The following is a 12,678-nucleotide window of genomic DNA, read 5'->3' on the forward strand; positions in this document are numbered from 1 at the left end:
GCCCTCGGGGGAGATCTCGCTCACGGGGCCACCTCCCGCTCGGGCTGCCGGCGCATCTCGTCGGCGGCGGCGCGCACGGCCCGGACGATGTTCTGGTAGCCGGTGCACCGGCACAGGTTGCCCTCCAGACCCTCCCGGATCTCCTCGTCCGACGGGTCGGGGTTCTCCCGCAGCAGGTCGATCGCCGCCATGATCATGCCCGGGGTGCAGTAGCCGCACTGCAGGGCGTGCGCCTCGTGGAACGCCTGCTGCATCGGGTGCGGCGTCCCGTTCATCCCGAGGCCCTCGACGGTGGTGACCTGCCGTTCGTCGGCCTGCACGGCCGGGACCGAGCAGCTCTTGACGCTGAGGCCCTCCATCAGCACGGTGCAGGCGCCGCAGTTGGTGGTGTCGCATCCGACCGGGGTGCCGACCTTCCCCAGCCGGTCACGCAGGTAGTGCACGAGCAGCAGTCGCGGTTCGACGTCGTCGTCGTACGGCACGCCGTCGACCTCGACACGGATCCGTGGCATTCGTTCTCCCAGGGGCGTCGTCGGGGGTGGGCAGGGAGGACGGACGCCCGGCGGGGCGCGTGGGGCAGACCACGGCATCGGGGCCACCTTCGGCTGCTGGGGGCGCCGCCGAGTGTGACGGCGGACACACTCCATGAACGTATGCCGAGGTGGGGACGCCCGCCAGCCCCTTCCGCCGATTCGCCCGCGCGCGCCGTATTCGGCCCGACCTATTCGGCGGCGGGGCCGGGCCGTTCGAAGTCGACGTCCACGCGTTCGAAACCCTTGTGGCGTTCGGTCCGCGCGTACGAGCGGTAGGCGCGCCGGTCGCCCTTCGTCAGCTCGACGGCGTCGGTGAACGGCGTCATCAGGCTCCGCGGCCACAGCCCGCGGTCCCTGACCACGTTGACCTCGGCGCACATCACGAACGTCAGCGCCCCCAGGTAGATCCAGGCGAGCAGCCCCAGGACGATCCCGAACAGCCCGTAGGTGGCGGTGGCGTTGCGCGTCATCAGCCCGAGGAAGAAGCTCCCGCCCCACTGCACGCCCTGCCAGACGATGGCCGCCGCGACCGCCCCGGCCCGGACCTGCGCCACCGACAGGGGCCGCGCGGTCAGCACCCGGAACGCCACCACGAACAGGGCGGCGTTGACCACCATGACGCCGAGCTGGGTGATCCACCCCCAGCCGCCGAACAGCCGCGACCCGACCGCCGACACCACCGCCAGCGCGATCACCGCGCCGCCCCCGGCCACCAGCAGCACCAGGCTCCGCAGCCGCGACAGCAGGGGGTTGGGCCGGTCGTTGCGCGGCACGCCCCACAGCTTGTTGAGGGCGTTCTGGGTGGCCTGGATGACGCCGAGCCCGCCGTACAGGCTCCCCAGGATGCCCGTCACCAGCGCGAAGGTGTTGCCCTTGAACGAGCGGACGTTGTTCTGCAACTGGTCCCCGACGATCGGGAACTGCACCAGCGCCGACTCCACCACCCGCCGCTGGAGATCGGGATTCCCCTCCAGCGCGAACCCCAGCACCGTGACCAGCAACAGCAGCATCGGGAACAGCGACACGAACGCGTAATAGGTGATCAGCGCGGTCAGGTACCCGCCCTGGTCATCGAAGAACTTGTAGACGACGGCCAACGGGAACCCGAACCAGGGGCGCCGACGCTGGTACCCGTCGACGCGCTCGACCAACCCCATGGCCGCACTGTGCCCACGGAGCCGCGCCTTACCCCAGGAAAGTCAACTGGTCGAAACGGTAGTTGCGAACATCCCGGATGCCGTATGAAGAAGGGACATGAGGGGGAACCGGGTGGTGCTGACACAGACCCCGGACGACATCTACGTCTGCCGGGGCGAGAGCGGGCGCGTCCTGGCCTCGTTCTACGCCGAGAACGACGGCTGGTGGACGGTCTTCCTCCCCAACGGCACGACCCGCCGCCTGTACGAACCGTCCGGAGACGAACGGGAAGTGGCCCGCCGCCTTCTGTCCGGCCCGTGACCGTCATGAGAAGGTCCGCCCTCTCCCCCGAGGGCGGACCATCATCGAAGTCCCTGGCCTCTAGAACAGGTCGAGGTCGAGGTCGAGGACGTCGTTGTCGGAGTGGTGGTGGTGGTGGTTGTGCCAGTGATCGTGGCAGTGCTTCTTGCAGGGCCCGGACGCGGCCTGGGCGGACGCCGCGCTTTCGGGCGCGGCCATCGACACGCCCGCCAGCGGCACCAGGGCGGCGGCGGCCAACGACGCGACGGCCACGGCGCGACCAAGATTCTTGATCATGGTTCCTCCTTCGTTGTCCGGTTGGACCACTTCGGCCATCCCCGTGAGTGATCAATCAGTATCTGTCCGTAGTCGCATGTTTGCGTAGATCATCTTTGTCGACCTCCGAGGCGGTCGCGCCGCCTCCACCTCCAGGCCGACGGCTCCAGCAGCCCGGCGACGGCTGAACGAGGTGGGCTTCAGCCGTGCGTCTCAGCCGGTCCGTCAGACAACCGCAACATCAGCGCGTCGGAGAACGGCGGCTCGACGCGGAACTCGGCGACCTTGACCCAGCCCCACTCCAGACACCGCTCGTAGGCGTCCGCTTCGATCACGGCCGCGAGCGTGGCGTACTCCTCGCGCCGTCCTTGCAGCAGCGTGTTCAGCAGAGTCCGGCCGATGCCCGGCCGCGCATGTCCTTCTCGACGATGAACTCGACGAGCGCGAACTTGGATGCCTTCAGCACCTCGGCCGGTGGCATGGACGCGTTCGCCCACCACGCGCCCGGCATCATCGAGAACCCGAACGCGAACCCGGCCAACGCGTCCCGGCGGCGGGCCGTGACCAAGACAAAGCCCGAGGCCAGCGCCTGCTCGCGGGTGCGCTCGGTGAACCGCTCGCGGCTGAATTTGGGTGCGGAGTCGTACGGCGGCTCGGCGTACACCCGCACATAGAGATCCGCCAGCTCGTCCAGCACGTCGAGGGCCTGATGTCCGTCGAGGGTCTGGAACTCGATGGGCGGCACGCTCACCCGTCCTCGCCTTTCAGTAAGGCCAGCGCCGCACGGTGATCCCGCACGGCGGGCAGGACCTTCTCATCTTCGGGAACCGCTTCCAGCGCCATGCGCGCGCCCCGTTGCACGGTGGTGGTGCGTTGCTCGGGCGCCGGCCCGGCTATCGCATTTCCGGCAGTGGCGACGCCGCCGGAGACGTCACCTTGCCGGATCAGCGTGACGGCCCGGAGCGGCGCGATCTGCGCACGTCGGCGGTGCGTGTTCCATCAGCGTGATCCGCTATTCCGGTGCCCGTGCCTCCTCCAGCGCGACCCGGTATTCGTGCAGCCATTCGGCGTCGGCCTGGTCTTCCGGCATTCCCCGGAGACCGTCCTCCAGGAGCGCGACGGCATCGGTGTGAAGCCCGAGTCCGTGATGCACCATGCCGATGTTGAGCTGGAAGAACGGCTCGGAATACCAGTAGACGGCCGGCGGCGGCTCGATGGTGTCGCGGGCGCGCTCTGCCGCCTCGTCCAGCAACCGCCGAGCCTGCTCGACGTCGCCCAGCCCCGCGTACCCCTGTGCGGCCTGAAGGAGGTCGTAGGTCGGTTGGATCGGATGCCGCCCGGGGGACGCCATCGCTGCGCGGGAGGCGCGCACGACCAGTTCGTAACGGCGCTGCTGGCGGGCGACGTAGCCACGGAAGGACGTGGCGATGGCGGCGATGACACCATCATGGGCATCATCGGCCAGCTCCTCGGCCAGATCGAACAGCTTGAGCGCGGGGGCGTCGTGGCGGAGAGTCGCATGGAGCCACCCGGCGTAGGCCGACCACTCGGCGGCCACGCTGCCGAGCCGATCGCGCAATGGACCAGAGACATCTCGCAGCATCGCCAGGATGCCGTCGAGCTGGGCGGTGACGGGACCGCGGAGCGCGGCCGGGCCGATGGCGTCCTCCAGGCGACGCTGCCCGGCGAGCACGGTGGTAAGGGCGTCGAGGGTCCCGGCGTCGAGGCGGGAAGGACGGGCGGCGGTGGAGACGAGACGGTCGCTGTCGTCAGGGGTGAGACCGACTTCGAACGGCAGCCACAGCGACGGCTCGGGTTCGGCGGGCGGAGCGAACAGCTCGTCCTCGGTCGTCTCGTACGCGGCGGCGTACAGCGCCCGGTAGCGCGGGCCGACGGAGTGTTCCCCGGCCTCGTGGCCCCGGATGGTGCGTTCCAGGTCGCGCAGTTTGGGAAGGCGCTGAGCGGCGCGCGGTGGAGCGATCTCGCGGAATCGCTCGGCGAGATCGGAGACCGTCATGCGGCGGGCCTTGCGTTCGGCACGCAGGCGCGCGCCGATGCGCACCTTTTCGGTTTCGTCGGCTGACATATCGCGAGGCACCTCGGCCGGATGTCCACGAGCACGGTTCCGTATCCGCGCCCACCTCTGATTATCACGGTGACTTGCGTCACGCGTCACGGCTTCACTGGTGATGTGGGCGCGGCCCTGCCTCTGAAGTCCCCGTGTGATCCGGCTGAGAACCGGGCCTCTCACCCCAGGGCCATACCCACCTCTGAAACGTCAGACGGCCCCGGCACGGCGGGCGAACGCCGAGGGTTCCGGGGCCTTGGCCGGAGGCGAGTCCGACCCATGAGCACGGTAACGCAAGCGGACCTGACGGTGCTGGGCGAGTTGCGCGCCGCATTCCGTGACCGCTGGTGGATTGAGATCGGCACTGGTCTGTGCCGCTGGGAGGCCCGGCGCCACGGCCTGGTCGGCGCGCGTGAGGAGCGTGGCGGCATGGTGGCGTTCCAGGCTGAGACGCCCGAGATCCTGCGGGATCTGATCGCGGGAGTCGAGGCGCTGGAGCGGCGGATCACCATGCGTTACGGCACGAGCACCGCCCCGCGTCAGGGGGCGGCGTGACCCGCGTGGGGGACGGCCACGCCGACGACGAGCGGTGCCGCGCCATCGCCCGCTGGCTCGACCAGGCTCACCCGGCATGGACGGTCTGGTGGGTCCCGGCGACGCGTCGCTACTGGGCGCTGCCCGCGCGAGGCATGACCGTGCCGCTCCTGGAGCGAGCCCGTCCGGAGGACCTGGAGAACGCGATCCGCGAGGCCGAGGTTTGGCACGGCATCGAGACGCGGGACGGCGCGCCCGCCCCGTACAGGGAGAACACCGCGCGGCCACAGCCACGAAAGGGAGCACGATGAGCAGTACGGACCTGGAAGCCCTGGCCGGGGAGCTGGCGACGCGCGGTCTGGCGGTCGACCTGACCGACGCCGGGCTGCGCACCTCCAACCCGAGACTGCCGGGTTGCTGCGGGCCGCACCCCGGCACGATCATCACGTGCCGTGACGGCCTCGACGGCGCGAGCTGGTTCTACACGAGTTGGGGTGAGCCGCTGGCCTCGGTGACGCGCCCCGAAGACGCGGCGCGAGCGATACGACGTTGGCTGTCACCACCCCCGACCGGACACCGAGCACGATCCTGGCGTAGAGCCGGGCAGCGCCCCCGTGGCTCTCAGAACTTGTGGACCTGGCGGGTCGAGCGTTGGTACCGGGCGGTGCTGGAGGGCTTGGGCGGGTCCAGTGCGCCAGCCGCGGCGCCGCGGCCACACCGACTTTCCCGGGATTGGCTCGTAGTGCCGTGCTCCTGTGCGAGGGCGGGCATCCGGACCGCGAATTGGACCCCTGGGATCATTTGCCCGGCAACGTTCACATGTGATCATGAGTCGCTCATGCGTCGGAACGGCACCCCCAGGACATGGAGAGGACTCCGCATCGTGACTGTGCGTAGAAGGTCGGCCCTGGTCTGCTCAACCCTCATCGCTTCGGCGGTCAGCGTCGCCATCGTGCCCCTCGGCTCCTCGACGGCGCACGCCGAGCCGGTGGCGGCCGAGCCGTCATCGGTGGCCGCCGCCTACACCAAGCCGAACTGCAAGCGTAAGCCCGCCGCCGAGCCGATCACCGACTACTGGCGGTTCGTGCGCAAGGGCTCCCCGCCCAAGGGGGCCGTGCTGCGGTGCGGGACCACGAAGTGGGGTTACCGGCACTTCAGCAAGCGCTGGAGCAAGAGCTTCGAGGCCAAGATCTCCAAGACGCTGGCGGCGCCGACGAAGCCCATCATCAAGAACGGCAACACGCTGATCTACTGCCGCAAGTACAAGATCAGCAACGCCAAGTACTACTTCAAGGTCGTCTACTCGGTCAAGGACGTCCCCGGCTCGATCACCGGCAACACGGGCATCATCACCTCCACCTGGGACAAGAAGAGCGGCACCTGCGACAAGGCCGCCTGACCCTCACCGTCCGTGGCCGACCACTTCGGCCATGAGAACGAAATCGGCGTGCGGCGGGCAGTCGTCCGCCCCGCTGATTTCGGTCGGCCGTTCGTGTCCCGTGACCTCGATCGTGTGCGGGTCCGTCCGCCGGAGGATCTGCCGGGCACAGCACACCCTGCGTACGACGACCCGGTACGGCTCACCGATTCCGAAGTCCTCGTGCGCGTGGTGCCACAGGAGACCGGTCCCCTGGAAACGCCCGGTCCGAACCGGGCCGTCGACCGCCGACGAGACACCTCCGAAGTCGGCTCGCGGATACGGTTCGCGTCGGCCGAGGTCGGCGACGAACTCGACCGCACCCGATGCGGTCGCCCGCCAGCCGAGCGGCTGCCCACGATCGGTCGGCTCCGCGGTGAAACCCTCCAGCACCAGGTCGACGCTCAGCTCAGTCCCAGGTTCGAGGGAAGGGCCGCAGCATTCGTACTCCCAGGCGGCGTACCAGATCGGCAGGTGCATCCCCGCCAACCTACCGTTCCGCGCGACGCCCAGGCTGATCGCCTTGCCCTCCACGGTGCGGGCCTGCGCCATCCTCGAACCGCCGCCACGACCGTCACGCGAACGGCCTCGCACGTCTGCGACCACGCCTCTCGGCGAAGTCGAACGCGGCATGCATCGCTTACCGGGCCGGGGTGAGGGTCTTCGTGTAGAGGACCTTGCCGTCGATGTCGCGGAGGCGGACGGTGAGTTCCTGGCTGGAGCCCTCGATCGCCGCCTCGCCGAAGAATTGGTAGCCCTCGGCCGGGGACGTGTTGGCGCGCGGGGGAGCCTGCTGGAAACGCAGTTGCGGACCGAAGGTCGATTCCAACCGATTGGGGCCGAAGGCGCCCGCGTTCAACGGGCCCGCCACGAATTCCCAGAACGGGTCGAAGTCCTTGAACGCCGCCTTCTCCGGGTCGTAGTAGTGCGCCGCCGTGTAGTGCACGTCCGCCGTGAACCACACCATGTTCCGCACGCGGTTCCGCTTCGCGAAGGAGAGCAGGTCCGCGATCTCCCGTTCGCGGCCCAGCGGCGCCCCGCCGTCGCCCTGGGCGATCCCCTCCTGGGCCGTGCCGTCGGGGACGATCAGGCCCAGCGGGAGGTCGGCGGCGATCACCTTCCAGGTCGCCCGGGAACGCCGCAGTTCGCGCTTCAGCCAGGCCAGCTGCTCGGTGCCGAGGACGCCCTCGCGCTGCGTGGGGCTGTTGTTGGCGCCGTTCGGGTCCTTGTGGGTGCGCATGTCCAGGACGAAGACGTCCATCGACGCGCCGTAGGACAGCTTCCGGTAGACGCGGCCCCGGTGCGGGTCGCGGACGGCGATCGGGGTGTACTCGAACATCGCCCGGCGGGCGCGGGCCGCCAGGACGTCCACGCGCTTCTCGCCGTACTGCGGCAGGTCCAGGATCTCACCGGGGTACCAGTTGTTCACGACCTCGTGGTCGTCCCACTGGTAGATCATCGGGACGCGCGCGTTGAACGCCCGCAGGTTCTCGTCCAGCAGGTTGTACCGGAACTGCCCTCGGTACTCCGCCAGGGTCTCGGCGACCTTCGTCTTCTCCGGGGTGACCACGTTCCGCCACGTCCGGCCGTCCGGCAGCGCCACCCGCTCCTGCATCGGGTTGTCGGCGTACACCAGGTCGCCGCTGCACAGGAAGAAGTCCGGGTCCACCGCCGCCATCGCGCGGAAGATCCGGTAGCCGCCCAGGTCCGGGTTGATGCCCCAGCCCTGTCCGGCCAGGTCGCCCGACCACACGAACGACACGTCCCGCCGCCCGCGCGGCGCGGTCCGCAGCCGTCCCACGGTCGGGGCCGAGACGAGCCCGTGGCGGTCCCGGTCGGCCAGGCGCACCCGGTAGTGGATCTCCTCGCCGGCGGGCAGGCCGCGCAGGAACGTCTTCCCCGTCAGGTCCGTCCCCGGCGTCAGCACCGGGCCCGGCACGGTGCGGGCGTGCCGGAAGTCGGGGCGCCGGCTGATCTCGACCAGCATCCGCGCGGGCCGGTCCGAACGCGCCCAGACGACCGCCTCGTGCGCGGTGACGTCGCCGCTCTGCACGCCGTGCGTGAGCGAGGGGCGGGTCCGCAGCAGCGCCGCCGCCGGGGAGCCGTTCAGCAGCCCGAACGCCGCCCCGCCGCCCGCCACGAGTCCGCCGCGCAGAAGAGTCCGCCTGTCCAGCACCATCGATGATCTCCGTTCCCGGGAAAGCTCGTGCGCATCGTCTCCGCTGCCGGCCACGGGGACCAGACCCGGATCTGGCCGCGACGTGAACGCCCGTCGACCGATGATCGCCAGGTGTCCGACTTGACAGCGCAGGGTGACGGCGTGTCTCCTAGAACGCATGCCAGCGCGTCTGTCGTTCTGCCGCCCCGTGGCCCTGCGCCGCGTGGCCAGCGCGCTGTGTTCTTCGTGTTGTTGTCGCTGATCCGCGACGCTCTTCCCGGGTGACGTCTCCCCGGACGCTTTTCTGATCTTGCTCTTTCTCTCCGTCCCGGCCGTCCGGCCGTACACGAAGGACCTTCTCTGTGGACCTGGATCTGGTTCCCGACATCACGATGCGTGGCCAGGCCGACCCGCACGGCCGTGACGCCGTCAAGCGTCCGCCGACGGTCGGCCAGCTCGCCGCCCGCATCCACGGCCTGGCCGCCCGCCCCGCCGACTGGTGGCACCGCGTGCGCTTCGACGCGTCGGGCCCGGTCCGCGTCGTCCTCGACGAGGTCGAGGGCGTCCGGCTGTGGCTGACGACCTGGCCGCCCGGCCACCGCACCGGCGTGCACGACCACGCCGGAACGGAGGTCAGCGCGGTCATCGCGGGCGAGCTCGCCGAAGTCAAGATCACCGACGACGGGGTCACCGAACGCCCCCTGCGCGCCAACCGCGTCCGCGTCCACGGCGGCGACCATACCCACGAGCTCACCAACCCCGGCCCCGCCTACGCCATCACCCTGCACGCGCAGCTGGCCTGACGCGCCGCCGAGGCGCGGCCCGTCCGCGCCCAGGCGCTGCCTCCCACCCGCCCGGATCCGCGCACCTGCGTTCGATGGCGCGTCACCTGGCTGGTACGCCAAGGGCCGCCCCTCCCGGACGGGAGGGGCGGCCCTTCGCGTGTGGAGCGGGGTCAGGCGGACGCGCCCGCCAGCTCCTTCTTCCCGGCCGGGGTCTCCTCCTTGGCCTCGTCGGCCTCGGGGGAGGTCAGCTCGACCGGCTTGGCGTTGAAGGTCTTCTCGTCCAGCAGCCCCTCGGACCTGGCGACCAGCACCGGGACGGTGAGCTGGCCGGCCACGTTCAGGGTGGTGCGGGCCATGTCGATGACCTTGTCGATGGCGATCAGGTAGCCGACCGCCTGGAGCGGCAGCCCGACCGTGGTGAGGGTCAGGGTCAGCGCGACCAGCGCCGGGCCGGGGGTGCCGCCGGTGCCGAGCTGGCCGATGATCGCGGCCAGGGCGATCAGCGCGTACTGGCCGAGGCCCAGCTCCACGCCGGTGTACTGGGCGACGAACACCGCCGCGACCGCCGGGTAGATCGCGCCGCAGCCGTCGAACTTGATGGTCGCGCCCAGCGGCTGGGCGAACGAGGCGTACTCGCGCTGCACGCCGTTCCGCTCGATCTGCACCTTCTGCGCGATCGGCAGGGTCGCCAGCGACGAGGAGGACACGAACGCGAACTGCAGCGCGGGCCAGGTGTTGCGGTAGAACTTCAGCGGCGAGACGCGGCCGACCGCGGCCAGCAGCGCCGGGTAGCCGACCACCAGCATGATCGCGACGGCGAGGTAGATCGCGCCGGTGAACTTGGCCAGCGGGGCCAGGGTGGAGGGGCCGTAGGTGGCGACGACCGAGCCGATCAGGAAGAACGAGCCGATCGGGGTGAGGCGCACCACCCACCACACGACCTTCTGCATCACCAGGTAGACGTCGTCGATGATCTCGGTGAGGCGCTGCCCGCGCTCGCCGAGGGCCACCAGCGCCGCGCCGAACAGCACCGCGAAGGTGACGACGCCGAGGACGTTGCCCTCCGCCATCGCGTTGACGATGTTGGACGGGAACAGGTTCTTGAGGATCTGGGTCCAGGTGACCGGCTCGGTCTCGACGCTCTCGCTGGCGAGCTTGCCGAGCCCCTGACCGGGGTTGGTCAGCAGCGCGACGGCCAGGCCGACCGCGGTGGCGATCACCGAGGTGACCACGAACCAGCCGAGGGTCTTGCCGGTCAGCCGGGCCACGCTGGACACGCCGCGCAGCCGCCCGATGCTGACCACGATCGCGGCGAACACCAGCGGAACGACGACGACCTTCAGCAGGCTCGTGTAGACGCCGCCGAACGGGTCCAGCCAGTCCTCAGCGATCTTGGCGCCGTCGCCGAGGTTGTTCAGCAGCGCGCCGACGGTGACGCCGAGCACCAGGGACAGCACGATCTGCTGCCAGAACTGCCATTTCCAGACACGCAAAGACACGGAGAGTTCTCCAGGGGGTACGGCACACGTCCCGGGACCCCGGACATGGCGGCGCGGACGGATCAGGGCGCGGACATGCCGGTACGCGGGCGTGCGGAAGTCGGAAGGAAGGGGAGGCGAGGAAGGAGCGCGGGGGGCTTCAGATCAGCCGCGACACAGCACGCTGGCGAGGCGGCACAGGTCGACGTGCAGCCGGGCCACGAGCAGAACGCTCTTCTTGGAGAACCTCACGAGGCTAGTTAACCGTAATGTCCGGTTTCCTTGTTCCCGGACGATCGCGTGATCCGGATCACTGCCGCCGGAGCGGGGGTCAGCGGTGCCGCCGGGACCGCGTCACCACCCGTACGACCATCACCGCGGCCATCCCCAGCAGCACCGCCGGGACCAGCACCTCCGGCCCTCCGACGAGCCGCCCGGCCAGCCCGCTGACCAGGAACGCCGCCGCCACCGCCAGGAAGAACAGGCCCGTCACGACCGAGCCGGGGTCGAAGCGCCGCCGGGTCCGCGTCCCGGGGCCGGCGTTCTCCACCGCGTCCCGCTCGCGGGACTCCATGGACTCAGCCACGGCGCACCTCCACATCACCGATCTTGCCGCGGATGCGCAGCGCGATCACCGGCGGGTTCGCGACGTCGCCCTCGGGTTCCAGCACGCGGGTGTCCCGGGCGTTCGGGCCGCCCAGCACCCGCCCGGCCACCGTCAGGTCGCCGAACCGGACCTTCGCGTCCAGCTCCACCCGCGCCGCGCGCGGCACGGTCACCACGAGCGCTCCCGCCAGCAGCTCGGCGTTGACCTGCGCGCGCTGGCCCGGACGGACCGGCAGCGCGGTCAGGTCCAGCCTGCCGGACCCGAGCCCCAGCCGGTAGTCCTGCCGCGCCGGTGAGGTCTCCATCGGCCGCCACTCCACATCACCGTGTCGGGAACCGCTCGGCATCTCGGCCACCGCCGTGTAGGCGAGCAGCGTGAACGTCAGGATCACGCCGATCCCCGCCAGCCCGCGCACCCGGAACCAGCCGCCCAGCAGCATCCCGCCGCCGATGACGGCCAGCGCCGTTCCGAGGACGACCATCGACGAGTAGGGGAACGGGTGGGCCGCCGCCGGAACGGTCGCCGCCGCCCCCGCGCCCAGGGCCGCCAGCACCGTGATCGGCGTCAGCGGCGAACGTCCCGGCCGCCGCGCCACGGCGGGCGCGCACGGCGCGAGGGGCGGCTCCGGGAGATCGTCCACGGGCGGTGCCGGGCGCGACCGGAGCGACGCCAGATCGACCATTCCCGGCGCGAGCCCGCTCGCCGCCGCCACGCCCGGACCCTTGTCCAGCGGCACCCCCGGAGACGGCGGCGTTCCCGGGCCCGTGGTGGCGGGAGGAGCGGTGGCGGGAGGAGTAGTGGCCGGGGGAGCGGCGGGCGGGTCCTGGAGCGGGTGGCCCTGGAGGCGTTCGGGCAGCGAGCGCGCCAGCCCCACGAAGTTCGCGCCCCGGGCGTGCGCGACCAGCAGCACCAGCCCGAGCACCGTCACCGCCCCGACCGCGTCGGTCGACAGCCCCGCGCCCACCAGGCTCCCGAGCACCCCGACCGACAGCAGCGCGCCCAGGATCGACAGCGCCCCGGCGGCGTCGAACCAGCGCCGCAGCAACTGCTCGACCGGCGAGTACGCCTCCGGGCGCGGCGGCATCAGCACCGCCGCCGCGATGTAGAGCAGGATCCCCTGCCCGTGCGCCAGCGTCAGCAGCGCGAACCCCACCCGGTACACCACCGGGTCGATGCCCGTGTGCCGGCCGAGCCCCGTGCAGACCCCGGCGATCATGCGGCCCTCCGGAGCGAGGGACAGCCTCGGGGGCGACACCTGGGTCGGGACCTGCTGCTCAGCCATGGCCACCATCGTGGCCCCTCCCGGGCGCGCGGGGTATCGGGGGCACCCCTGATCCGACCCTGAGGGGAGGACCGGGGAACCGGGGGGACGCCCGGATGCCGAT

18 protein-coding genes are annotated in these 12,678 nt (G+C 70.8%); 6 read left to right on the forward strand and 12 right to left on the reverse strand.

Annotated features, from left to right (window positions below; all coding sequences use genetic code 11):
- Positions 1–20: 20 nt before the first annotated feature.
- Both HNR61_RS30155 and HNR61_RS30160 read right to left on the reverse strand, forming a co-directional pair.
- Complete coding sequence (locus tag HNR61_RS30155) at positions 21–512, reverse strand: (2Fe-2S)-binding protein (RefSeq protein ID WP_182846545.1); 492 nt, start codon at positions 510–512, stop codon at positions 21–23.
- 209 nt (positions 513–721) lie between these two features.
- Positions 722–1,690 carry a YihY/virulence factor BrkB family protein gene (locus tag HNR61_RS30160; protein WP_220509975.1) on the reverse strand — a complete coding sequence of 323 codons (969 nt, stop codon included), beginning with the start codon at positions 1,688–1,690 and terminating at the stop codon, positions 722–724.
- 97 nt (positions 1,691–1,787) lie between these two features.
- On the opposite strand from HNR61_RS30160, the gene HNR61_RS30165 reads away from it, so the two are divergent.
- Entirely contained in the window at positions 1,788–1,991 is a 204-nt protein-coding gene (locus HNR61_RS30165) for a hypothetical protein (protein WP_182846546.1), read from the forward strand.
- Between the two features lie 60 nt (positions 1,992–2,051).
- On the opposite strand, the gene HNR61_RS30170 is transcribed toward HNR61_RS30165, so the two are convergent.
- From HNR61_RS30170 to HNR61_RS30175, 3 genes are all read right to left on the reverse strand, one after another.
- Positions 2,052–2,267, reverse strand: a complete 216-nt coding sequence (locus tag HNR61_RS30170) for a hypothetical protein (RefSeq protein WP_182846547.1) — start codon at positions 2,265–2,267, stop codon at positions 2,052–2,054.
- Between the two features lie 179 nt (positions 2,268–2,446).
- Positions 2,447–2,581: a hypothetical protein gene (locus tag HNR61_RS49460; RefSeq protein WP_281400613.1), complete on the reverse strand. Its 135-nt coding sequence runs from the start codon at positions 2,579–2,581 to the stop codon at positions 2,447–2,449.
- A 47-nt stretch (positions 2,582–2,628) separates the two neighbouring features.
- Complete coding sequence (locus tag HNR61_RS30175; protein ID WP_182846548.1) at positions 2,629–2,997, reverse strand: hypothetical protein; 369 nt, start codon at positions 2,995–2,997, stop codon at positions 2,629–2,631.
- A 35-nt stretch (positions 2,998–3,032) separates the two neighbouring features.
- Between HNR61_RS30175 and HNR61_RS30180 the strand changes: the two genes are divergently transcribed.
- Positions 3,033–3,254, forward strand: coding sequence for a hypothetical protein (locus HNR61_RS30180; RefSeq protein ID WP_182846549.1), 222 nt, complete (start codon positions 3,033–3,035; stop codon positions 3,252–3,254).
- Positions 3,255–3,258: 4 nt separating this feature from the next.
- Here the strand turns inward: HNR61_RS30180 and HNR61_RS30185 are convergent, their stop codons facing one another.
- The gene (locus HNR61_RS30185) at positions 3,259–4,497 is read right to left on the reverse strand and encodes an NsdA family TPR-like regulatory protein (RefSeq protein WP_512698966.1); all 1,239 of its coding nucleotides are present in this window, start codon (positions 4,495–4,497) and stop codon (positions 3,259–3,261) included.
- A gap of 96 nt (positions 4,498–4,593) precedes the next feature.
- Between HNR61_RS30185 and HNR61_RS30190 the strand changes: the two genes are divergently transcribed.
- The 3 genes from HNR61_RS30190 (at position 4,594) to HNR61_RS30200 (ending at position 6,247) form a co-directional block, all read left to right on the forward strand.
- The gene (locus tag HNR61_RS30190; RefSeq protein ID WP_182846551.1) at positions 4,594–4,869 is read left to right on the forward strand and encodes a hypothetical protein; all 276 of its coding nucleotides are present in this window, start codon (positions 4,594–4,596) and stop codon (positions 4,867–4,869) included.
- Positions 4,866–5,159, forward strand: coding sequence for a hypothetical protein (locus HNR61_RS30195; RefSeq protein ID WP_182846552.1), 294 nt, complete (start codon positions 4,866–4,868; stop codon positions 5,157–5,159). The genes HNR61_RS30190 and HNR61_RS30195 overlap by 4 nt, the downstream gene beginning before the upstream one ends.
- A 572-nt stretch (positions 5,160–5,731) precedes the next feature.
- Positions 5,732–6,247 carry a hypothetical protein gene (locus HNR61_RS30200; protein ID WP_182846553.1) on the forward strand — a complete coding sequence of 172 codons (516 nt, stop codon included), beginning with the start codon at positions 5,732–5,734 and terminating at the stop codon, positions 6,245–6,247.
- Positions 6,248–6,250: 3 nt separating this feature from the next.
- On the opposite strand, the gene HNR61_RS30205 is transcribed toward HNR61_RS30200, so the two are convergent.
- Positions 6,251–6,817 carry a hypothetical protein gene (locus tag HNR61_RS30205; protein WP_182846554.1) on the reverse strand — a complete coding sequence of 189 codons (567 nt, stop codon included), beginning with the start codon at positions 6,815–6,817 and terminating at the stop codon, positions 6,251–6,253.
- Between the two features lie 88 nt (positions 6,818–6,905).
- A complete protein-coding gene (locus HNR61_RS30210) occupies positions 6,906–8,444 on the reverse strand; it encodes an alkaline phosphatase D family protein (RefSeq protein WP_182846555.1) in 1,539 nt (512 codons plus the stop codon).
- A gap of 341 nt (positions 8,445–8,785) precedes the next feature.
- On the opposite strand from HNR61_RS30210, the gene HNR61_RS30215 reads away from it, so the two are divergent.
- Positions 8,786–9,226 carry a cupin domain-containing protein gene (locus HNR61_RS30215; RefSeq protein ID WP_182846556.1) on the forward strand — a complete coding sequence of 147 codons (441 nt, stop codon included), beginning with the start codon at positions 8,786–8,788 and terminating at the stop codon, positions 9,224–9,226.
- A gap of 152 nt (positions 9,227–9,378) precedes the next feature.
- Here HNR61_RS30215 and HNR61_RS30220 read toward each other — a convergent pair whose 3' ends face one another.
- The 4 genes from HNR61_RS30220 to HNR61_RS30230 all read right to left on the reverse strand — a co-directional run bounded on the left by HNR61_RS30220 (position 9,379) and on the right by HNR61_RS30230 (position 12,575).
- On the reverse strand, positions 9,379–10,707 hold the full coding sequence (locus HNR61_RS30220) for a dicarboxylate/amino acid:cation symporter (RefSeq protein WP_182846557.1): 1,329 nt from the start codon (positions 10,705–10,707) through the stop codon (positions 9,379–9,381).
- Between the two features lie 144 nt (positions 10,708–10,851).
- Positions 10,852–10,938 (reverse strand): putative leader peptide, encoded by an 87-nt coding sequence (locus HNR61_RS50540; RefSeq protein WP_373861894.1) that lies wholly within the window; start codon positions 10,936–10,938, stop codon positions 10,852–10,854.
- A gap of 79 nt (positions 10,939–11,017) precedes the next feature.
- Positions 11,018–11,272, reverse strand: coding sequence for a hypothetical protein (locus HNR61_RS30225; RefSeq protein WP_182846558.1), 255 nt, complete (start codon positions 11,270–11,272; stop codon positions 11,018–11,020).
- The gene (locus HNR61_RS30230; RefSeq protein WP_182846559.1) at positions 11,265–12,575 is read right to left on the reverse strand and encodes a PspC domain-containing protein; all 1,311 of its coding nucleotides are present in this window, start codon (positions 12,573–12,575) and stop codon (positions 11,265–11,267) included. The genes HNR61_RS30225 and HNR61_RS30230 overlap by 8 nt, the downstream gene beginning before the upstream one ends.
- Positions 12,576–12,678: the final 103 nt, after the last annotated feature.

The organism is Actinomadura kijaniata (assembly GCF_014138665.1).
GTDB classification, from domain to species: domain Bacteria; phylum Actinomycetota; class Actinomycetes; order Streptosporangiales; family Streptosporangiaceae; genus Spirillospora; species Spirillospora kijaniata.

Coding starts and splice junctions, on each gene's coding strand:
- HNR61_RS30210 (WP_182846555.1), bottom strand. CDS start 8,444: ATGGTGCTGGACAGGCGGACTCTTCTGCGCGGCGGACTCGTGGCGGGC.
- HNR61_RS30205 (WP_182846554.1), bottom strand. CDS start 6,817: ATGGCGCAGGCCCGCACCGTGGAGGGCAAGGCGATCAGCCTGGGCGTC.
- HNR61_RS30170 (WP_182846547.1), bottom strand. CDS start 2,267: ATGATCAAGAATCTTGGTCGCGCCGTGGCCGTCGCGTCGTTGGCCGCC.
- HNR61_RS30190 (WP_182846551.1), top strand. CDS start 4,594: ATGAGCACGGTAACGCAAGCGGACCTGACGGTGCTGGGCGAGTTGCGC.
- HNR61_RS30230 (WP_182846559.1), bottom strand. CDS start 12,575: ATGGCTGAGCAGCAGGTCCCGACCCAGGTGTCGCCCCCGAGGCTGTCC.
- HNR61_RS30160 (WP_220509975.1), bottom strand. CDS start 1,690: ATGGGGTTGGTCGAGCGCGTCGACGGGTACCAGCGTCGGCGCCCCTGG.
- HNR61_RS30155 (WP_182846545.1), bottom strand. CDS start 512: ATGCCACGGATCCGTGTCGAGGTCGACGGCGTGCCGTACGACGACGAC.
- HNR61_RS30165 (WP_182846546.1), top strand. CDS start 1,788: ATGAGGGGGAACCGGGTGGTGCTGACACAGACCCCGGACGACATCTAC.